Origin of the sequence: Campylobacter showae (assembly GCF_963515975.1) — a bacterium.
In the GTDB taxonomy this organism is placed as follows: Bacteria; Campylobacterota; Campylobacteria; order Campylobacterales; family Campylobacteraceae; genus Campylobacter_A; species Campylobacter_A showae_F.
This window is the reverse complement of record NZ_CAUPZM010000006.1, coordinates 1-19,982: the sequence shown is the minus strand read 5'-3', so window position 1 is coordinate 19,982 and position 19,982 is coordinate 1. Positions and strand designations below refer to the sequence as shown.

At 45.2% G+C, this 19,982-nt stretch carries 18 protein-coding genes; 16 read left to right on the top strand and 2 right to left on the bottom strand.

Going from position 1 to position 19,982, the window contains the following annotated elements; translation table 11 throughout:
• Positions 1 to 65 precede the first annotated feature (65 nt).
• The 11 genes from pheS to RWM02_RS03140 all read left to right on the top strand — a co-directional run bounded on the left by pheS (position 66) and on the right by RWM02_RS03140 (position 10,918).
• Complete coding sequence (pheS, locus tag RWM02_RS03190) at positions 66 to 1,058, top strand: phenylalanine--tRNA ligase subunit alpha (RefSeq protein ID WP_314069085.1); 993 nt, start codon at positions 66 to 68, stop codon at positions 1,056 to 1,058.
• Entirely contained in the window at positions 1,055 to 3,388 is a 2,334-nt protein-coding gene (gene pheT, locus RWM02_RS03185) for a phenylalanine--tRNA ligase subunit beta (protein WP_314069084.1), read from the top strand. Before pheS ends, pheT begins: the two co-directional genes overlap by 4 nt.
• Entirely contained in the window at positions 3,385 to 4,659 is a 1,275-nt protein-coding gene (aroA, locus tag RWM02_RS03180) for a 3-phosphoshikimate 1-carboxyvinyltransferase (RefSeq protein WP_122862655.1), read from the top strand. Before pheT ends, aroA begins: the two co-directional genes overlap by 4 nt.
• Positions 4,649 to 5,479, top strand: a complete 831-nt coding sequence (locus RWM02_RS03175; RefSeq protein ID WP_122862656.1) for a 4-hydroxy-3-methylbut-2-enyl diphosphate reductase — start codon at positions 4,649 to 4,651, stop codon at positions 5,477 to 5,479. The genes aroA and RWM02_RS03175 overlap by 11 nt, the downstream gene beginning before the upstream one ends.
• A gap of 135 nt (positions 5,480 to 5,614) precedes the next feature.
• Positions 5,615 to 7,285 (top strand): 30S ribosomal protein S1, encoded by a 1,671-nt coding sequence (locus tag RWM02_RS03170; protein WP_314069081.1) that lies wholly within the window; start codon positions 5,615 to 5,617, stop codon positions 7,283 to 7,285.
• A gap of 4 nt (positions 7,286 to 7,289) precedes the next feature.
• Complete coding sequence (locus tag RWM02_RS03165; protein WP_314069079.1) at positions 7,290 to 7,775, top strand: hypothetical protein; 486 nt, start codon at positions 7,290 to 7,292, stop codon at positions 7,773 to 7,775.
• The gene (serA, locus tag RWM02_RS03160) at positions 7,772 to 9,349 is read left to right on the top strand and encodes a phosphoglycerate dehydrogenase (RefSeq protein ID WP_314069077.1); all 1,578 of its coding nucleotides are present in this window, start codon (positions 7,772 to 7,774) and stop codon (positions 9,347 to 9,349) included. Before RWM02_RS03165 ends, serA begins: the two co-directional genes overlap by 4 nt.
• 43 nt (positions 9,350 to 9,392) lie before the next feature.
• On the top strand, positions 9,393 to 9,614 hold the full coding sequence (locus RWM02_RS03155; protein WP_314069075.1) for a hypothetical protein: 222 nt from the start codon (positions 9,393 to 9,395) through the stop codon (positions 9,612 to 9,614).
• Positions 9,615 to 9,724: 110 nt separating this feature from the next.
• A complete protein-coding gene (efp, locus tag RWM02_RS03150; RefSeq protein WP_002948377.1) occupies positions 9,725 to 10,291 on the top strand; it encodes an elongation factor P in 567 nt (188 codons plus the stop codon).
• Between the two features lie 18 nt (positions 10,292 to 10,309).
• Positions 10,310 to 10,534 carry a DUF4304 domain-containing protein gene (locus tag RWM02_RS03145; RefSeq protein ID WP_314069073.1) on the top strand — a complete coding sequence of 75 codons (225 nt, stop codon included), beginning with the start codon at positions 10,310 to 10,312 and terminating at the stop codon, positions 10,532 to 10,534.
• A gap of 186 nt (positions 10,535 to 10,720) precedes the next feature.
• Positions 10,721 to 10,918, top strand: a complete 198-nt coding sequence (locus tag RWM02_RS03140) for a hypothetical protein (RefSeq protein ID WP_314069071.1) — start codon at positions 10,721 to 10,723, stop codon at positions 10,916 to 10,918.
• 33 nt (positions 10,919 to 10,951) lie between these two features.
• Here RWM02_RS03140 and RWM02_RS03135 read toward each other — a convergent pair whose 3' ends face one another.
• A complete protein-coding gene (locus tag RWM02_RS03135; RefSeq protein WP_277418917.1) occupies positions 10,952 to 11,203 on the bottom strand; it encodes a SelT/SelW/SelH family (seleno)protein in 252 nt (83 codons plus the stop codon).
• Between the two features lie 88 nt (positions 11,204 to 11,291).
• Between RWM02_RS03135 and RWM02_RS03130 the strand changes: the two genes are divergently transcribed.
• The 3 genes from RWM02_RS03130 (at position 11,292) to RWM02_RS03120 (ending at position 13,677) form a co-directional block, all read left to right on the top strand.
• The gene (locus tag RWM02_RS03130; RefSeq protein WP_314069067.1) at positions 11,292 to 11,840 is read left to right on the top strand and encodes a DJ-1 family glyoxalase III; all 549 of its coding nucleotides are present in this window, start codon (positions 11,292 to 11,294) and stop codon (positions 11,838 to 11,840) included.
• Between the two features lie 379 nt (positions 11,841 to 12,219).
• Positions 12,220 to 12,465: an RNA recognition motif domain-containing protein gene (locus tag RWM02_RS03125; protein ID WP_002948394.1), complete on the top strand. Its 246-nt coding sequence runs from the start codon at positions 12,220 to 12,222 to the stop codon at positions 12,463 to 12,465.
• Between the two features lie 72 nt (positions 12,466 to 12,537).
• On the top strand, positions 12,538 to 13,677 hold the full coding sequence (locus RWM02_RS03120) for a glutamate--tRNA ligase family protein (protein WP_314069065.1): 1,140 nt from the start codon (positions 12,538 to 12,540) through the stop codon (positions 13,675 to 13,677).
• Positions 13,678 to 13,730: 53 nt separating this feature from the next.
• Here the strand turns inward: RWM02_RS03120 and RWM02_RS03115 are convergent, their stop codons facing one another.
• A complete protein-coding gene (locus RWM02_RS03115) occupies positions 13,731 to 14,519 on the bottom strand; it encodes a hypothetical protein (RefSeq protein WP_314069064.1) in 789 nt (262 codons plus the stop codon).
• A 360-nt stretch (positions 14,520 to 14,879) separates the two neighbouring features.
• On the opposite strand from RWM02_RS03115, the gene dnaE reads away from it, so the two are divergent.
• Entirely contained in the window at positions 14,880 to 18,860 is a 3,981-nt protein-coding gene (gene dnaE / locus RWM02_RS03110; protein ID WP_314069063.1) for a DNA polymerase III subunit alpha, read from the top strand.
• A 409-nt stretch (positions 18,861 to 19,269) separates the two neighbouring features.
• Entirely contained in the window at positions 19,270 to 19,881 is a 612-nt protein-coding gene (locus tag RWM02_RS03105; protein ID WP_314069061.1) for a hypothetical protein, read from the top strand.
• The last annotated feature ends 101 nt before the right edge of the window (positions 19,882 to 19,982 follow it).

Here is a 19,982-nt window from a genome sequence, read left to right as displayed (position 1 = left end):
CCTTTTAGGCAGATTTTATCAAATTTTGACTACAATCTATCCTAAAATTCAGTAAAGGTAAAAACTTGCAAGAGTATAGAGAAAGTATCGCAAAATGCGGAAATTTGGCGGATTTAGACAAGATTCGCGTCGCGCTACTAGGCAAAAAGGGCGCGATCACGTCGGAGTTTGCTAAGCTTAAGGATATGGACGAAGCGGCCAAGAAGGAATTTGCGGCAAATTTAAACAAGCTAAGAGACGAATTTGAAGCGCTTTTAGCGGCTAAAAAAACCGAGCTTGAAAGCGGCGAGATAAAAGCCAAAATGAAGGCCGAAGCCATCGATATTACGCTATTTAACGAGCCAAGCGGTGCGGGCGCATTGCACCCAGTGATGGCTACGATGGATAAGATCATCGAGTACTTTATGATGCAAAATTTCTCGCTCGAGACTGGGCCGCTCATAGAGGATGATTTTCATAACTTCGAGGCGCTAAATTTACCTAAATATCACCCTGCGCGCGATATGCAGGATACGTTTTATTTTAAGGATTTTAGACTCCTTCGCACGCATACTAGCCCCGTTCAGGTGCGCACGATGATGAGCAAAAAGCCGCCGATTCGCATGATAGCGCCGGGAACGGTGTTTCGCCGCGATATGGATCTAACGCACACGCCGATGTTTCATCAGGTAGAAGGCCTCGTGGTCGAGGAGGGCGGCGCGGTGAGCTTTGCAAATTTAAAATCAATGCTTGAAAATTTCTTAAAATACATGTTTGGCGACGTTAAAGTACGCTTTCGCCCTAGCTTTTTCCCATTTACGGAGCCTAGCGCAGAGGTCGATATTAGCTGTATTTTCTGCCACGGCGACGGATGCCGCGTATGCAAGCAAACGGGTTGGCTCGAGGTGCTAGGATGCGGCGTGGTCGATCCAAACGTCTTTAAGGCCGTCGGCTACAAAAACGTGAGCGGATACGCATTTGGACTCGGAGTCGAGAGATTTGCGATGCTGCTTCATCAAATTCCTGATTTGCGCTCGCTTTTCGAGGGAGATTTAAGATTATTGGAGCAGTTTAAATGATAATTTCAAGAAATTGGCTAAACGAATGGCTAGATATCTCAAACGTGACCAGCGAAACTCTACTAAAGACGTTAAATTCGATCGGGCTTGAGGTCGATAGCTTTAAAGAGATCAGGGTGCCTAAAAACATCGTCGTAGGCTACGTAAAAAGCAAGATAAAACACGAAAACGCCGAGAAACTAAGCGTTTGCCAAGTGGACGTAGGCGGCGAGACGCTACAAATCGTCTGCGGCGCGAAAAACGTTGAGGCCGGACAGTTCGTGCCGGTGGCGCTATCAGGCGCCGTTATGCCAAGCGGCCTAGAGATAAAGAGGGCAAAACTACGCGGCGTGGAGTCAAACGGCATGATCTGCTCATCCGTTGAACTAGGCCTCGTAAAAACAAACGACGGCATAATGCCGCTAGATGAAAGTATCGGCGAACTAAAACTGGGTAAAGAAATTTGCGAATATCCGCTACTAAACGACGACATCATCGAGATCGAGCTAACGCCAAATCGCGGCGACTGCCTAAGCGTCTACGGCGTAGCGAGGGATCTGTCGGCGGCGCTTGATCTGCCGCTAAAAGATGCCGCCAGATACGAAGAGGGCGAAAATTTGCTCGGTATCGGGCGCATCTTGGCTATCCACGCCGAGGAAAATTTACAAAGTAGCTTTCAGTACCGCGCTTTTGAGATAAAAGAGTATTTTGATGAAAATTTGCTGATGAAGATCCGTTTGGCGCTGATCGAATGTGATAAACAAAACCGCATCGAGCGTCTGCTAGACTACGCTACGCATTCAACCGGCGTGCTGTTTAGCGCGTATGACTACGCCAAGCTCAAAAAGGACGACGAGCGCGCTGTTTTTGATCTGCAAAAGGGCGCAAATTTGGCGACTGAAATTTTAGCCGGCGGCGAGCTTTTGGGCGTTGGCGGCGTGTATCAGACGGATGCGGCTAGACTTGACGAAAACAGCAAACTAATCATAGTAGAGGCTAGCTACACCGATCCTCAAGTCATCGCGACAACCGTTTACGAGGATAAGCAAATGCCGCGCCAAGCGCAAGCTTACCGCTCGCTAAGAGGTAGCGAGCCAAACGTAGGTTCTGGAGCCGATTTTTTATTTAAACAGCTAGCCGCGCTAAAATCGGTTGCGCTTTATGCGGGCTCTCAGCAAAGCGTGATGACGCGCGAACCAAAGGTCGTGAGCTTTACGATGAGCGAAATGCAAAAAATGATCGGTCAAGAAGTCGCACAAAACGACGTCGTGAGGATACTTAAAAAGCTTGGATTTAGCCTAACTTTTAACGCCGAAAAAGAGGGTGCGAACGTGAAAGTGCCGTTATTTCGCCACGATATCGTAAATGCGCAGGACGTATGCGAGGAGATCGTGCGAATGGTCGGTATCGATAATATCGCCTCAAAGCCGCTAAATTTCAGCGAAGCAAACCGCATAAACGATACTTTTACCGACTACAAAAACGCGCTAAATTTGCGTAAAAAAGCCGCCGCAGCCGGGTTTTTCGAGAGCGTGCATTATGTATTTGACGATGCCGGCGAGCTAGCCGCACTCGGTTTTGCGCCTTGTAAGGCCGAGATAGCCAACCCGATAAATAGCGAACTAAACACGCTAAGGCCGACGCTTGCAAACCACTTGCTAAAATCGGCCGAGCGAAACGTCAAAAATCAGCGAAAATCGGTCAAAATTTTTGAATTCGGTAGCGTATTTAGCCAGAGCGGCGAGCAAAGCGAGAGATTTGGCTTCGTAGCTAGCGGACTAACGAGAGAGCCTAGCCTGCTAAACGGTGCAAAGCCTGCCGATATCGACTTTTTGGGCTTTGCTACGGCGGTTAGAAACGCGATCGGCGAATTTGAGCTAAAAGCCTGCGACGACGTAAAATATCTAAGCGAATTTGAACAAGCGAAAATCTATCAAAACGGCGTTTGCGTGGGATATATCGGCCGCGTAGACGTGCGAGTTGAGGCCGCGCGCGATCTACCGCGAACCTATCTTTGCGAGATAGAGTTTGAAAAGCTTAAATTTGAAGGTGCGGTCGTCAAGGCTTACTCGAAATTCCCGGCTATCAGTAGAGACCTAAGCCTGATCGTGCCTAAAACCATGAAATTTGAAGCGATAAAAGAGTGTATAAACGCGCTAAAAATCGAGTGTCTAAAAGAATTTTCTCCGGTTGATATATATTCGGACGATAAGCTCGGAGACGACGTGAGTCTGAGTGTCAAATTTAACTTCCAAGATATACAAAAAACGCTTGAGGACGAGGAAGTAGCGGCGATAATGGATAAAATTTTGGACGCTTTAAAGCAAAATTTAAATATCGGACTAAGATGAAAGTTTACGCATTAAGAACGCCGATAAGCGCGAGCCTGGAGAACATAGCGGCCGATAAATCTATCTCGCATAGATGCGCGATATTTTCGCTTTTGAGCGATAAACCAAGCCGCGTGAAAAACTATCTAAAGGCCGAGGATACGCTAAATACGCTAGAAATCGTAAAAAATTTAGGCGCTCGTATCGAGGAAAAAGAGGGCGAGCTAATCATAACTCCGAGCGCAAATTTAAAAGAGCCTAGCGTTGTTTTAGAGTGCGGAAACTCGGGCACGGCTATGAGGCTTTTTATGGGCTTTTTGGCTGCTAGCGAGGGTTTTTTCGTGCTAAGCGGAGACGAGTTTTTAAATCGTCGTCCAATGGCGCGCGTGGCTAAACCGCTGATCAGCGTCGGGGCAAAGATAGACGGCGCAAACGGCGGAGATCACGCGCCTTTGGCGATCCGCGGCAAGAAGCTGGAGCATTTTAAATTTGATAGCAAAATCGCTTCCGCGCAGGTAAAGTCGGCGCTGATTTTGGCTGGACTAAAGTCAAACGGCTGCGAGCTTAGCGAACCCGAGCTTAGCCGCGATCACACCGAGCGCATGCTAAAAGGCATGGGAGCGAGCCTGCAAATTTTACCGCATGGCGTCAAGGTTGAACCGATGAATGCGCCGCTAAAACCGCTTGAAATTTGCGTCCCAAACGACCCTAGCTCGGCGTTTTTCTTTGCCGTAGCCGCAGCGATAATCCCAAATTCTCACATCGTGCTAAAAAATATGCTGCTAAATAAAACGCGTGTGGAGGCTTTTAAAATTTTAGCCAAAATGGGCGCGCAAGTAACGTTTAAAGAGACTTCCGGCACATACGAAAGTATCGGCGAGATCGAGATAAAGCATGCGCCGCTAAAGGCCGTGGACGTGAGCGAAAATATCTCGTGGCTAATCGACGAGGTGCCAGCACTTGCCATCGCATTTGCAAATGCACAGGGCACTAGTAGCGTGAGAAACGCAAAAGAACTTCGCGTAAAAGAGAGCGACCGCATCGCTATCATGGTGCAAGGGCTGCGAAAATGCGGGCTTGAAGTCGAAGAATTTGAAGACGGCTTTAGCGTAAAAGGCGGCGAGGCAAACTGTGCCATCATCGATAGCAACGGCGATCACCGTATCGCGATGAGCTTTGCGGTACTTGGGTTAAAATGCGGAATGGTTATAGAAAAGAGCGAATTTATCGCGACTTCGTTTCCGAATTTTAGCGGGATTTTAAGACAACTGGGAGCTAGCGTTGAGGATTGAGCTTGCTAGCAGTTACGGCTTTTGTTTTGGCGTAAAGCGCGCTATAAAAATTGCCGAAAACGCCAAAGATGCCGTAACTATCGGTCCTATCATACATAATAACGACGAGATAAACCGCCTAAATAAAAATTTTAACGTTAAAACGCTTGAAGGCATAAATGAAATCGACGGCGAAAAAAAGGCGATCATACGTACGCACGGTATCACAAAGGGCGACCTGGCCGAGCTAAAAAAAAGCGATATAAAGGTGATCGACGCGACGTGCCCTTTTGTCACCAAACCTCAGCAAATTTGCGAGAAAATGAGCAAAGAGGGCTACGACATCGTGATTTTCGGCGATGAAAAACATCCTGAGATAAAGGGCGTGAAATCATATGCCGTCGGTAAGGTATTCGTCGTACTAGAAGAAAGCGAGCTAGAGGGCGTAAAACTAGCGCAAAAGGTAGCCGTCATCAGCCAAACGACGCGCAAGGTTGAAAAATTTATGCAAATCGTAAATTATTTGATGCTACGCGTAAAAGAAGTGCGCGTTTTTAACACGATTTGTAATGCTACTTTTGAAAACCAAGAAGCGGTTAAAAACTTAGCCGTTAGAGCCGACGTAATGGTCGTAATCGGCGGCAAAAACAGCTCAAATACAAAACAGCTCTATCTCATCTCAAAAACCGCCTGCGAGGATAGCTATCTCGTGGAAAACGAACTAGAGCTAGAGCGCGCGTGGTTTGAGGGGAAAAAACTCTGTGGAGTGAGCGCCGGAGCGTCTACGCCCGATTGGATTATCCAAAAAGTTGTTGATAAACTAGAGAGCTTTCAAATTTAATAAACAAGCATTACTTTTTTAAACAAAATTTTAAATTTGACCCTGAAATTTCGCAAGTTAATCTACAAATAAGTTAATATTAAGTAAAATTAAGTCTAATTGTGTTAAAAGCAAAATATATACAAAAGGAACAAGATGGCTGCGGTGAACAAAAAAGTTCAGCTTAGTAAGGCAAACGACGGTATCGAAGACGACGATTTTGCCGCGATGTTAGAGGAGTCTTTTAGAAAGACGGAAGAAGATAGCGACGGAATAATCGTCGATATTAAAGGCGACGAGGTTTTTGTAAACGTCGGTAAAAAATCAGAGGGAATTTTAAATATTTCCGAGATCCAAGACGAAAACGGAGAGCTTAAATTTAAAGCTGGCGACACGATAAAAGTCGTAATAACCGGTTCAAGAGGCGGCAAGCCTATCGTTTCTCACAAAAAAGTGCTTAGAAAAGAAAAAGTAAAAGCTTACATAGACTCATATAACGAAGAAAATCAAGACGTATTCGACGTAAAAATAATCGGTAAAAACAAAGGCGGTTTTGTTGCTCAAAATAATGACGGTATCGAGTTTTTCTTGCCTCGCTCACAAAGCGGCTTCAGAGAAGATAATGCTGTAATCGGAAAGTCTTTTAAAGTAAAAGTCATAAAGATAGACAAAGACGAGCAAAGCATCATCGTGTCGAGAAAAAAACTACTCGACGAAGATAGAAAGAAAAAAAGAGAAGCGATATCCGCAGTCGCTGAAAATACGGACGTAATAGAGGGTATAGTTAAGAAAATCACTACCTACGGCATGTTTGTAGATGTGGGCGGAGTAGACGGACTCGTACACTACAGCGAGATAAGCTATAAAGGACCGGTAAATCCTGGCTCTATCTACAAAGAGGGCGATAAGGTTTTAGTAAAAGTTATCAAATACGATAATGAGAAGAAGCACCTGTCTCTATCTATCAAGGCTGCAACTCCCGATCCTTGGGATGAGATAAAAGACGGTCTAGAAGTGGGCGACACTATAAAAGTAACGGTCAGCAACATAGAGCCTTACGGCGCATTTGTCGATCTTGGCAATGATATAGAGGGCTTTTTGCACATTTCTGAAATTTCATGGGATAAAAATATCAAAAATCCAAAAGATCACATCAGCGAGGGCGAGGAGCTTGACGTCGAGGTTATCGAGATAGACGCGAAAGATCGCCGCCTAAGAGTGAGCCTAAAAAATCTGCTCAAAAAACCGTTTGACGAATTTAAGGCTAAATTTAAAGAAGGCGACGTTACTAAAGGCGTAGTTACTAGCGTGACGAACTTTGGGGCATTTGTTAGAATCGGTGGAGTAGAAGGTTTGCTTCACAACGAAGATGCTTCTTGGGATAGAAACGACAAGTGCAAAGATTTATTTAAAGTAGGCGATGAGATTGAGGTTAAAATCATCAAAATAGACTCTAACGAGCAAAAAATTTCGCTTAGCCAAAAAGATCTAAAACAAAGCCCGGTACAAGCTTATGCAAAGAAATTTAACGTAGGCGACATCGTGACGGGTAAAATTCGCGACATTAAAGAATTCGGCGTATTTGTAGAGCTTGGCGATAACGTTGATGCGCTCATCCGCAAAGAAGACCTCGGTAGCGTAAGTGCTGAAAGTCTAAACATAAACGATAATATCGAAGCTGCGATAGCCTTTATCGATGAGAAGAAAAATAGAATTCGCCTAAGCGTAAGACGCCTTGCGAGACAAAAAGAGCGCGAGGTGTTAAACGAGATAAATAGCGACGATAAAGTTACTTTGGGCGACATTATCAAAGAGCAGCTATCGTAAATAAATGAAGCGATATCTGCTCTGGGGCGCGATGGCTTTTATACTGATTTTCGTCTGTATATGCGGCGCTTTGCTGTATAAGTATGCGGATGTAAATTTAAAAGCGCCCGCGCCTGCGGAGCTAAAGATATCGCAAAATAACGAGGAGCAAAATTTGTCTAGCGGCCCAGCTTCTTGGGTCGGCGAGATGGCAAATTTAGCCCCTAGAAAATATGCTTTGGCAAGCAACGAGATATTTGTAGAATTTAAAGACGAGTCAAAAGCCGTCATAAAAACAGCCTATCAGCTAATAGTCGATAAAAACGATATCTATTCGATGTTTTGCCTTACTCAAACATTAAAAAACATACCCGTAGATTTTAGCGTAGTAAAAGAAAATTCGCAAAATTTAATTTACATCAACACGCAAGATAACGGCGTTTTAAACCGCGTTATAAACGAACTTAAAGCGTATGATATACGCTCAACCTTTAAGGAGATCAAGCTATGAAAACGATAATAGTGTGCGACGCAATACATAAAGTCGGCTTTGAAATTTTAAATCGCGAAGAGGATATAAAAGTAATCGATGCGGTAAGTATGCCTAAAGACAAGCTTTTGGAGATCTTAGGCGAGGCTGACGTGGCCATCACGCGAAGCTCGACCGAGGTCGGCGAGGCGTTTTTAAATGCGGCTAAAAATTTAAAAGCTCTCGTTCGTGCGGGCGTGGGTGTCGATAACGTGGATATAGACGGTTGCTCAAAACGCGGCATCATCGCGATGAACGTCCCTACGGCAAACACGATCGCCGCAGTGGAGCTAACGATGGCTCACATGCTAGCCGCCGCCCGCTCGTTTCCGTACGCTCACAACGATCTAAAAATCGACCGAATTTGGAAACGCGAGAAATGGTACGGCGTCGAGCTTTTTAACAAGACTCTAGGCGTCATCGGCTTTGGCAACATCGGCTCTCGCGTGGCTACTAGGGCTGCGGCTTTCGGTATGCAAATCGTTGCTTACGATCCGTATATAGATCCGTCGAAAGTAACCGATATGGGCGGCGTTTATACGCGAAATTTCGACGATATCCTTGCATGCGATTTCATCACCATACACACTCCGAAAAATAAAGAAACCGTAAATATGATCGGCGAGGCGGAGATCGCAAAGATGAAGGACGGCGTGCGCCTAATAAACTGTGCTCGCGGCGGCCTTTACAACGAAGAGGCGCTGTATAACGGCCTAAAAAGCGGCAAGATAGCGTTTGCCGGTATCGACGTGTTTGAGAAGGAGCCGGCGACGGATCATCCGCTGCTTGAGCTAAATAACGTCAGCGTCACGCCGCATCTTGGCGCAAATACGCTGGAGTCTCAAGCCAATATCGCTATCGCCGCAGCCGAGCAGGCTATCTCGGCGGCTCGCGGCATCAGCTATCCTAGTGCGCTAAATTTACCGATAAAAACAGAAGACCTACCGCCTTTTGTGGAGCCTTATATCGAGCTTACGAGCAAGATGGCTTTCCTTGCCGCGCAGATCAACAAAAAAGCTATCAAAGCTATCCGTATCGAGACGCACGGCCCTATCAGCGAGTACGCCAACTCTATGCTTACCTTTGCGATCGTGGGTGCTTTAAAAGAGAGCTTGGGCGATACGATAAACTACGTAAACGCTAAATTTTTGTGCGACGAAAAGGGTATAACGACGGAGAGCAGCGTCGGCGGCAATAGTATTTTCAAAAATAAAATCACCGTTCGTATCACGACCGAAAACGACGTCGTGACGATCGGCGGAACGGTATTTGGCGAAAATCAGCAACGCATAGTGACGATAAACGGCTTTAAGACCGACTTTAAGCCTAAAGGCAAGATGATTATCTTTAAAAACAACGACGTTCCGGGCGTTATCGCTAAAATTTCGTCTATCCTCGCCGAAGAAAAGATCAATATCGCCGATTTCCGCCTAGGACGCGACGATCACGGTATGGCGCTAGCGGTCGTGTTGGTCGATGAAAAGATAACCAAAGAGACGCTGGCTAAGCTAAACGATCTTGACGTTTGCGTATGGGCAAAATACGCAGTTGTCTAAATTTAAGCCCTAATGCGGGCTTAAATTTAAGGAGGGCTTAAATATGAAATTTTTACTTTTTATTCCGATTTTGCTTTTGCTTGCGGGTTGCGAGAGCGAGGTGCAAAAGCAAACTACGAAAAATTTCGAGAAAATTTTGACCGAAAAAAAGAAATTTCAAAAGATACAAAAAGACGATCCTAGCGTAAGCGAACAGATGAAGAGAGAAATCCACTCGCAGTCCGAGCGAAGCAAGGAAAAAGGCGAGTTCAAATTTAAGCCTTAAATTTGAGTTTTACTTCGGCGGGCGCGGTCAAATTTGCCTCCTCGCCGCTTCTTAAACTAAACTAAAAGCTTTTTTGATATAATCACCCTTTAAAACTACAAGGAGAGAAAATGGCAACCTATTCTATGGGCGACCTAAAAAAAGGACTAAAGATCGAGCTAGACGGCGTTCCGTATAAAGTCGTCGAGTATCAGCACGTAAAACCGGGCAAGGGCGCAGCTTTCGTTCGTGCGAAAATCAAATCTTTCATCGACGGCAAAGTGCTTGAAAAAACGTTCCATGCAGGCGACAAATGCGATCAGCCGAATTTGGAAGAAAAAGAGATGCAGTATCTTTACGACGACGGCGAGTTCTGCCAGTTTATGGACACTGCGACCTACGAGCAAGTGGCAATCAGCGACGAGGACGTAGGCGATGTTAAAAAATGGATGATAGACGGCATGATGGTTGAGATTTTGTTTCACAACGGCAAGGCTATTGGCGTAGAAGTGCCGCAAGTCGTCGAGCTAAAGATCGTCGAGACTCCGCCAAATTTCAAAGGCGACACCCAGGGCGGTAAAAAGCCTGCTACGCTTGAGAGCGGCGCGGTCGTACAGATACCTTTCCACGTGCTTGAGGGCGAGGTTATCCGCGTAGATACCGTCCGCGGCGAATACATCGAGCGCGCAAATAAATAATCGCAGTCGTCAAATTTGATGAAAGCAAAATTTGACGAGCTCATAGCCCAAGTAAAGCCGCTGTTTAAAGATAACGGCTTTACCAAAAACGGGCTAAATTTCTACAAAAATACTCCCGAATTTATCTATGTCGTAAATTTTCAAAAAAGTAGCGGCAATACCGCATTTGAAACTAGATTTTACGTAAACTGCGGCATTTACGGCGCGTTTATAGACGCCGCAACCGGCAAAGAAACCGTCTAAAAACCCAAAGAATACGAATGCCATTTTAGAGATAGGATTTCATCTATCATAGACTCTAAAACACCTTACTATGAAATCAACGAAAATACCGACACGGCAGCGCTTTGCAAAAATTTAATAATCGATTTAAGAGCGGTATTTAGTTTTTTTGACGAGATAAAAACCAAACGAAATTTGATTGATTTGATGCTGGAGCGAAACGGCCTAGCGGTGATTGATCAACTTTTTGAATATCTACTCATAAAGCATGAAGAAGAAATTTTGACCCGTCAAGCGTTAAGTTTGTTTGAAAAACATGGAAGCGAAGCTAGATGGAAAATTTTTGAGAGGCGTATAAATGGCTTGCTGAAAAAATATGAAAAAGACGAGATAAAATTTGAATAAATAAAAGCCAAGGCCTAAGCCTCGGCTTAGACTTTAGGCTGATTTTTTAACGCTATCGACCAAAGCAACGATCTCTTCGTGATTTGGCAGGGCATTTACTTCCGTGCCGATCAGATCTTTTTTGGAAAATACTACTTTTCCGTTTACTTCAACTATGAAGTTTCCGCCGCTACCGACGATTTTGCTAATATTAGCGCCTGGGATTTGACTTAAAAATTCATCTTCTACACGAGAAGCTACCGGTCTATAGTTTCAAGAATTGCAATACGTAATCTTTACTTCCATTTTCCTTCCTTTCGAATTTAAAGTACGCCGATTATAGCGTAAATTTAACAAATAGCAGTATAATTATGGAAAATTTAAGGAGAAAATTATGAAAAAAGTTGCCGTGATTTTTGCCGACGGGTTTGAGGAGATAGAGGGCGTTAGCATCGTGGACGTGCTTAGACGAGGCGGCGTGGAGGCCCATATAGTAGGCCTTGACAAGCTACCTATCACGGGTGCTCACGGAGTGAAATTCGTCTGCGATATGACGCTTTACGACCTTGAGGAGGGCGACTACGATATGCTAGTTTTGCCTGGCGGATATACAGGCGTCACGAATCTCTCGGGTAACCTAAAAATGAGAGAGACGATCAAAAAGTTTGATAAAAAAGGCAAATTCGTCGCCGCCATTTGCGCCGCGCCGATAGCTCTTGGTGTGGCGGAGATCATGAGGGGCGAGTATACCTGCTATCCTAGCTGCGAGGCTAGCGTCGAGGGCGGAACGTACGTGAGCGATAAAAACGTCGTGCAAAGCGGAAATATCATAACCTCAAAAGGCCCTGCCACCGCGATGGAGTTTGCTTTGGATCTGGTTAAGGTTTTAAGCGGCGAGCAAGTTTATAACGAAGTGAAAAGCGGACTTTTATTTGTCAAATAACGATTTGATGGTTCAAATTTAACGAATGCCGCGCGCTTTGCTTTTGGCGAAGGCGCGGCTTAAATTGAAACAAAGCGTGCAAACGTTAAATTTGCGGTTGTGAAGTTGTATAAAACTCCGATAAAATCGCGCTTCTTAGCTCAATTAAAATTTATTTGCGCCGATCGGCCTACGTTTCACGACCAAAACGCCTTAAATTTACGGCAAATTTTACCTAGCACAAAATTTCCGAATAAAAAATAAATTTTTAAAAGCGTTTCTTGAGGTTTAAATTTACAAAAAATTATAAAAATATCAATTTTTATCTAGCTTTTTTATTTAAATTCAGGTATCATCTCTTAACCGATTTATCGGGAATTTGATTTAAGGAAACGTTACTGTGAATATTTACGTCGGTAACTTGTCATATCGCATGACTGAGGCAGAGCTTAAGGATACATTTGCGCCGTTTGGCGAAGTAAAACGCGCGAAAATCGTCAAAGATCGCGACACGAATCGCTCAAAGGGATTTGGATTCGTCGAGATAGAAAACGACGCAGATGCGCTAAAAGCGATCGAAGCGCTAAATAATAAGGAAGTAGGCGGCAGAGCTCTAAGAGTAAACGAATCTAAACCTAAAGAATAATCTTGGCCGTCAAATCTGGCGGCTTCTAACTAATTTTTAAATTTAAGCTTTTTAGTCAAAATTTCGCTCCAAATGAACCAAAAAATCACATCTCGTATCGCTCCGACGCCAAGCGGCTTTTTACACGCGGGCAACGTTTATAACTTCTTGCTGACCTATCTTTTTACTCGCGCGTTTGACGGGATTTTATACTTAAGGATCGACGACTACGACTTGCCGCGCTACCGCAGGCAATACGTGGAAAACATCTTTCGCGTGCTTGATATGCTGGGCATTGATTTTGACGGCGGGCCCGGCGGAGTGGGGGAATTTGAGAGTAAATTTAGCTCAAAATTTCGGCTCGGCGCTTACCAAAACGCTTTAAAAACGCTTGAGCAAAAAGGCGTTTGCTACGCTTGCGAGTGCTCGCACTCTATGAAAAGCTCGTTTAAAAACGGCATTTACGCGCGGGTTTGCGCGGAGAAAAATCTTAAATTTAAAAAAGACGAAACGGCTATGCGGCTACGTACTATCGACCGAGCGCAAATTAACGTCCGTCAAAATTTGATAAATTTTGACGCTTTGGGGTGCGGCTTTGGCGCGGAGGCGAGCATGGCGGGCGGGCTTTGGAGTAATGAGCAAAAAGCGCAAGACGGCGCGGCAAACGGTTTAAAAAATTTGACAAACTTGCGCGGCTTTGGCGGAGGCAAACCGGGCGATAAGAAATTTAACCTAAACGCGGTAGAAAATTTAGAAGAACGCATTTTAAATTCGGCAAATTCGGACGGCTTAAATTTGATAGACGAATCGGCGTTTGAAACGGAAAAATTCGCGCAAACTCAAAGCGTAAATTTGGCGCAAATTTTGGGCGATTTCGTCGTTTGGAAAAAGGACGACACGCCAGCGTATAATCTCGCTAGCCTCGTGGACGACGAGATGCTGGGCGTAAATTTGCTCGTGCGAGGCGAGGATCTGCTCGCGTGCTCGGCGGCGCAAAAATACGCGGCGCAAATTTTGGGCTACGGTTTTGAAAACGCAAATTTCATCCATCACGGCTTGCTAGTGCAGGGCGGCAAAAAGCTATCCAAAAGCTCGCGCGCACCTGCGGTGAGCGTAACGGACGGTGCCAAAATCCACTATAAATTTGCCGCCCTTAAGCTCGGCCTTGACGCGTCAAAATGTGACACTTTGTCAAATTTACTTGAGATGTTTAAAGAGAAATTTAGCCGATAAAATTTGAAACGATAAATTTGACGATATGAAGCATCTGGCTTAAAAATGGTCCACTAGAAATAATATTTTTTGATTTCATCTATTTCGATATTGCTTTTTTGTTCAAAATACTCCTTTACTTCTATATAAGCTTTCTTATCGATTATGTATAAAAGATAGTTTTTGTTTGCTACTAGCCCAGTCAAGTAACCAGAATATTGAAGCTGTTGATCGCTTTGGGGCAAGCCGTTAATCACAATTGCTGAAAATATTGAAAACCCCTTTAATCTGCCAGAAAAAACGATATGAAAAAATAGCTTAAATAAAATATTAAGCGCAATAGGAATAACAATAAAATACCAAAGGCCTATGCACAAAATCAAAATACACATGAGTATAAAAATAATCTCTATAATGCGCGAAGAGGGCATTAGCCAAAAACTCTTAAATAAATTTAGATCGCAGGACGCTAATTTTCTTTCGATTTTATCATTTTTGTAAAAGCAAATAAAATTTGAGGTAAATTTCACCTCAAATCTATTTTTTATCACGCAAACGTAATACGAGATGATGATATATAGCAGCCCTTGCACGATAAAGTATCCCAAAATAATGTTATTTACTAAAATCTGACGAGGCGTTTTGTCAAATTCAGGCCAGAAATAATCAAGTCCGAGCATTATAACGACCGTTGCGAAAATACAAAACGGAAGTAAATTTGCAACAAAAAACCTCTCGTAGTTTTTGAGAATTATCGGCTCCTTATCGTAATCCCTCGCAAATTTGTCCGAGTCCGAATTTGCCAAATTTGAGTTTTGAAAGTCGCCGTTTAAATTTGAGTCTTGTTCGTTTGCTGTATTCAAATTTTACTCCCGTTGACTGCTAAATTTACCCGAATTTTAGCAAAATTTTGCGTCCGGTTGCGAGATTGCGTCAAATTTGCCGCTCAAATTTAAGCCGAATTTTGAGTCGTAAATTTAGATCAAATACGCGTCGCCGACTGCAAATTTTACGCCGCCGGCCCAAAAATCCGAGCGTCAAATTCGGGTTAAAATTTGACGGCAAAGCCTAGCCGACATTTTATAAAAATTTCCGGCTCAAATTTTGCCAAAAATCCGCCCAAATAGCCTATTTTCAGCGCTTGCTTAAATTTTAGCCGGGCCGAATTTATCCGCCTAAAAGCAAAGTTTCTGTAAAATCAAAAGCATTAAAAAGGACGAAAAATGAGCGATTTTACAGATTTTACGCACCTGCACCTGCACACGGAGTACTCGCTGCTAGACGGAGCCAACCGTATCAAAGAGCTAGCCAAAACGCTAAAAAGTCAAGGCGTCAAAGCCGCGGCCATCACCGACCACGGCAATATGTTCGGCGCGATAGACTTTTATAAAACGATGAAAAATGAAGGCATAAAGCCGCTAATCGGCATCGAAGCCTACATCCACAACGGCGAGGAGCTAGGGGATAAAAGCACCAAACAGCGCTTTCACCTCTGCCTCATCGCCAAAAACGAAATCGGCTACAAAAACCTGATGTATCTTAGCTCCATGAGCTATATCGAGGGGTTTTATTATTATCCGCGTATCAACAAAAAGATGCTAAAAGAGCACAGCGAGGGCATCATCTGTTCATCGGCGTGCCTGCAAGGCGAGGTGAACTGGAACCTCAACCAAAGCGAGCGAAATTTGCGTTTCGGCGCGGGCGGATACGAAGCTGCGAAAGAAGCCGCACTGTGGTATAAAGATGTCTTTGGCGATGATTTTTACCTTGAGATCATGCGCCACGGTATCGGCGATCAGCGCAGGATCGACGACGAAATCCTGCGCCTAGCAAAAGAGCTAAATATCAAAGTAATCGCAACCAACGACACGCACTATACGTTTAAGCAACGCGCGGGAGCTCACGAGGTTTTTATGTGTATCGCGATGAACAAACTGCTTGACGATCCAAACCGCCTGCGCCACAGCGTGCACGAGTTTTACGTCAAGACGCCCGCGCAGATGAGCGAGCTTTTCGCCGATATCCCCGAAGCCGTCGCAAACACGCAAGAAATCGTAGATAAATGCGACCTCACGATAAAACTAGGCGACGCTACGCCGCCAAATTTTAAATTTACGCTCGAGTACGCCGCCGAGCGAAATTTGAGCTTGCCGGAGCCTGATAAACGCTACAGCATACCAAACGACAGCGTGCTATTTGAGCACGAGTGCAGGCAGGGACTAGAGGATAGGCTTAAATTCGTCCCATTAGAGCGCCACGAGGAGTACCGTACCCGTTTGCAGCGCGAGATAGATATCATAAATAAGATGAACTTCCCCGGCTATATGATGATCGTTTGGGACTTTATCAACGAAGCCAAAAAGCGCGGCGTGCCGGTAGGCCCGGGACGCGGCTCTGCGGCGGGAAGCTTGGTTGCATATTGCCTAAAGATCACCGACCTTGATCCGCTGCCCTACAACCTGCTTTTCGAGCGTTTTTTGAACCCCGAGCGCGTGAGCATGCCCGATATCGACGTGGACTTTTGTCAAAACCGCCGCGGCGAGATCATCGACTACGTCATCGAAAAGTACGGTAAATTTAACGTCGCGCAAGTTATTACCTTCGGTAAGCTGCTGGCAAAGGGCGTCATCCGAGACGTCGCGCGCGTATGCGATATGCCGTACGCCGAGGCCGACGCGATGGCTAAGCTCATACCCGACGAGCTAGGCATCACGCTGGAACAAGCCTTTGAAAAAGAGCCAAAGATCGGGGAGCTGATAGCGACCAACTCAAATGCAAATAGAATTTGGAAATTCGCCCTTGATCTAGAGGGCCTAAACCGAAACGCCGGCATGCATGCCGCAGGCGTGGTCATCTCAAACGAGGAGCTGTGGAACAAAACCCCGCTTTTCCGCCAGCCAAACGCCGAGGAGGATCACTTCGTCACGCAGTATAGCCTAAAGTATCTAGAGGACGTGGACTTAATCAAATTCGACTTCCTGGGATTAAAGACGCTAACCGTGATCGATAATGCAGTCAAGCTCGTAAAAAAGAGATTCGGCAAAGAGATCATCTGGGAGCAGGTCAATAAAAACGACCCTAAAACTTACGAGACGATCAGCAGCGGTCAGACGCTGGGGCTGTTTCAGATAGAGAGCGAAGGCATGCAAAAAGTCGGAGCCGATATGCGCCCGGACTGCTTCGAGGATATCATCGCGATGATCTCGCTTTACCGCCCGGGTCCGATGGATCTTATCCCTGATTTCATCAAGCGCAAGCACGGCCTAGAGCCTATCACGTATATATTCCCCGAGCTTGAGCCGATCCTAGAGCCCACATACGGCGTCATCGTATATCAAGAGCAGGTTATGCAAATCGTGCAGACCATCGGCGGCTTTTCGCTAGGAGGCGCCGATCTCGTGCGCCGCGCTATGGGTAAAAAGATAAAAGAGGAGATGGATAGGCTAAAGGGTAAATTTATCGAAGGAGCCCAGGCGCAGGGGCTAGACGGTAAAAAATCAGGCGAGCTGTTTGAGCTTATTTTACACTTTGCTTCGTATGGATTTAACAAATCCCACGCCGCGGCCTACACTTACGTGACCTTTCAAACGGCGTATTTGAAGACTTATTATCCGGCCGAATTTATGGCGGCTCTCATCACCAGCGAGGAGACCAACGCCGATAAGATTTCGCGCTACATCGACGAGTGTAAGCGCCTAGATATCGCTATCCTGCCGCCATCGGTCAATAAATCGGCCAAAGAATTTTCAGTCGTTAGCGAAGGCGGCAAAGACGCCATCATCTACGGTCTGGGCGCTATAAAGGGCGTCGGAGGCGCGGCTATAGAAAATATCTTAGAGGAGCAGGCTAAGGGCGAGTTTAAAGATATCGATGATTTCGTCTCGCGCGTGGATAACTTTAAGGTAAATAAAAAAGTCTTTGAAAGCCTGATAAAATCGGGCTCGTTTGATAGCTTCGGCCTAACGCGCAAGATGATGCTAAATAACCTCGATAACATCGTAGAGGCGTGCAAAAACGCCGCGACTATCAAGAAAAACGCGGCCGAGAGCCTCTTTGGCGACGACGAGAGTATGGCGACGGTTAAAACTAGTCTCGTGCGCGACGACTCCGAGCTAGAGCTAAAAACCAAGCTCAAATTTGAGCTGGAAAGCGTGGGTATCTACCTCTCGGGTCACCCGCTAGACGAGTACCGCGAGCAAATTTCAAAAATAAGATACACCTTGAGCGATAAATTTGACGAGCTACCCGAAAACGGCGAGATGCTGCTCGTGGGCAAGATCGAGGACCTCACCACCAGGATCAGCAAGAAAAACGGCAAAAAAATGGGCACTATAGAGATGCTCGATCTGTACGGCACTGTCGAGATCGCGGTGTTTGACAGGCAGCTTGGCGCAGTTGAGAGTATGAGCCCCGACGAGCGCGATCTGCCGCACGTTTTTAAGGTGCGCTACTCCAAAGACGGGCAGTTTATGCGCATAAATTTGGATAAAATTTTGACTCTTGACGAGGCTATGGGCATGGACTTTTCGCATCCGCTCGAAAAATACAAAGAGCAAATCGAGCAGATAAAACACACGCCTAGCAAGGACTTCGGCAAGATAGATAAAACGAGCGAGATCCTAGTCGTCGGCAAGATCAGAGAGGTCGCCAGCATCACGAGCAAAAAGAGCGGCAAAGAGTTTATGATGCTAAGCATTATGGATCTTTTTAGTACGTTTAAGGTTGCGGCGTTTGATTCCGAAAAGGGGCTCATCGAGAGCCTAACGGGCGAACAAAAGGACGCTCCGTTAGCATTTAAGGTGCGCTACAGCCGCGACGATCAGGGCGCTCGCATAAATCTAATCGACGTCGTGAGCCTAGAGGACGCGCGCGATATGAATTTCCAAAGCAGAAGCTTTAAGCAGCGTAAAGAAAGTAGCGGCGGTAGCTACCAAAACGGCTCGGCATCTAGCGAAAGCAGAGTCAAAAGAGAGCTTGAGGATCTCGTGTTAGAGCTAAATTTGGACGAAACGGGCAAGGATCTCATCACGCAAATTTACCGCGCCGCCATCGGCGAACACCGCGCCGCAGCCGATAAAAACAACAAACGCCTGATCATCCGAATCAAGGACGCGCAGGAAGGCCGCGCGCTGGTTTATACGACGGAGTTTATCGTGGGAGAGGGGTTTGCAGAGAGGGCGTTAGGCTTAAGGCAAGCCGTTTAGATTTGAGGATTTACGGCTCGTCTTTTTGGTTTATATTTCGCTGCTTTTAAATTTAGCTCGGTCATTACCCGCGCGGTAGCTCCCGTCGTAAAATTTAAAAGCGGCTTGTCTCGCGAGTGCTTTTTGAATTTAAATTTAACGACGCAAGATTAGTCAAATTTGACTGATTTATCGGCAAGCTTTGGGCTTAAATTTAAAGAAAACACGCGAGAAAGCGTGTTAAAAGAGCTAATGAGGCTTAAAAAAGCATACTAAGACTCGTGGTAAATCGCAGAAAAAGCAAAAGCCGGACGTAAAAGTCTAGCCGTTTTCTTATAAATTTGGCTTCCAAAGCCGTCTTTTTGCTTTCAAATGATACAATTCTGATTTCAATTATTACATTTTGTCTTTAAATTTGACGGGAGCTCTTATGAAAAAACTGGTTTGGTTAAATCCTGTTGTAAAAAACATCTACGACTTTGCGGCGCTTAAAGAAATTTTGCAAGACAAAGGTTTTAGCGTAGCCCAGTGCGAAAAAGATCACGTTAATAGCGTCAAAAACGCATACAAAAATAGCCTTACACAAAGCGAGCTCATCTTTGATAGTCGCTGTCCTAGGGCTGCAAATTTCATCAGGGCAAATTTCAAAGAGCACGCCAGCCTTGTATCAAATTTAAACCCTATTTTAATAGAAAGCGCCATCGAGCTTAGCTCAAAGCTAAAAGAGGACGAGTGGCTTTACGTGACGACGCCCTGTGAGGAGTTGGCCGAGCTTGGCAGGAGGCTAAATTTAGCGAGAACCACATTTTTGACGTGGAAAAGCTTTAGGGAGCAAAACGCTATAAATTTAAAGATGCGTAGTATCGAGCAAAGTCCGATACCGCCTGGCTTTTTTACGAATTTGGGCGTAAAAACACTAAGCCTTAGCAGTAAAGAGAAGATAGAAAACGCCCTTTCATATAAATTTAGCGAGCTTAAAAACTACCAGATCATCGAGCTTTTATACTGCGAAAACGGCTGTCACAACGGAGATGGGCTGTGAGGGAGGTTTTTAAAAAGAGTATTTTGATCCTAGTGATCTTTGCCATCTGGCAGGTCGTTTGCGAGCTAGAAATTTTCACGCCGTATATCTTGCCAAGTCCG

What these genes read in the sequence shown, in the direction of transcription:
- pheT (WP_314069084.1), top strand. Translation starts at nt 1,055, where the DNA reads ATGATAATTTCAAGAAATTGGCTAAACGAATGGCTAGATATCTCAAAC.
- aroA (WP_122862655.1), top strand. Translation starts at nt 3,385, where the DNA reads ATGAAAGTTTACGCATTAAGAACGCCGATAAGCGCGAGCCTGGAGAAC.
- RWM02_RS03170 (WP_314069081.1), top strand. Translation starts at nt 5,615, where the DNA reads ATGGCTGCGGTGAACAAAAAAGTTCAGCTTAGTAAGGCAAACGACGGT.
- RWM02_RS03165 (WP_314069079.1), top strand. Translation starts at nt 7,290, where the DNA reads ATGAAGCGATATCTGCTCTGGGGCGCGATGGCTTTTATACTGATTTTC.
- serA (WP_314069077.1), top strand. Translation starts at nt 7,772, where the DNA reads ATGAAAACGATAATAGTGTGCGACGCAATACATAAAGTCGGCTTTGAA.
- RWM02_RS03155 (WP_314069075.1), top strand. Translation starts at nt 9,393, where the DNA reads ATGAAATTTTTACTTTTTATTCCGATTTTGCTTTTGCTTGCGGGTTGC.
- efp (WP_002948377.1), top strand. Translation starts at nt 9,725, where the DNA reads ATGGCAACCTATTCTATGGGCGACCTAAAAAAAGGACTAAAGATCGAG.
- RWM02_RS03145 (WP_314069073.1), top strand. Translation starts at nt 10,310, where the DNA reads ATGAAAGCAAAATTTGACGAGCTCATAGCCCAAGTAAAGCCGCTGTTT.
- RWM02_RS03140 (WP_314069071.1), top strand. Translation starts at nt 10,721, where the DNA reads ATGCTGGAGCGAAACGGCCTAGCGGTGATTGATCAACTTTTTGAATAT.
- RWM02_RS03130 (WP_314069067.1), top strand. Translation starts at nt 11,292, where the DNA reads ATGAAAAAAGTTGCCGTGATTTTTGCCGACGGGTTTGAGGAGATAGAG.
- RWM02_RS03120 (WP_314069065.1), top strand. Translation starts at nt 12,538, where the DNA reads ATGAACCAAAAAATCACATCTCGTATCGCTCCGACGCCAAGCGGCTTT.
- dnaE (WP_314069063.1), top strand. Translation starts at nt 14,880, where the DNA reads ATGAGCGATTTTACAGATTTTACGCACCTGCACCTGCACACGGAGTAC.
- RWM02_RS03105 (WP_314069061.1), top strand. Translation starts at nt 19,270, where the DNA reads ATGAAAAAACTGGTTTGGTTAAATCCTGTTGTAAAAAACATCTACGAC.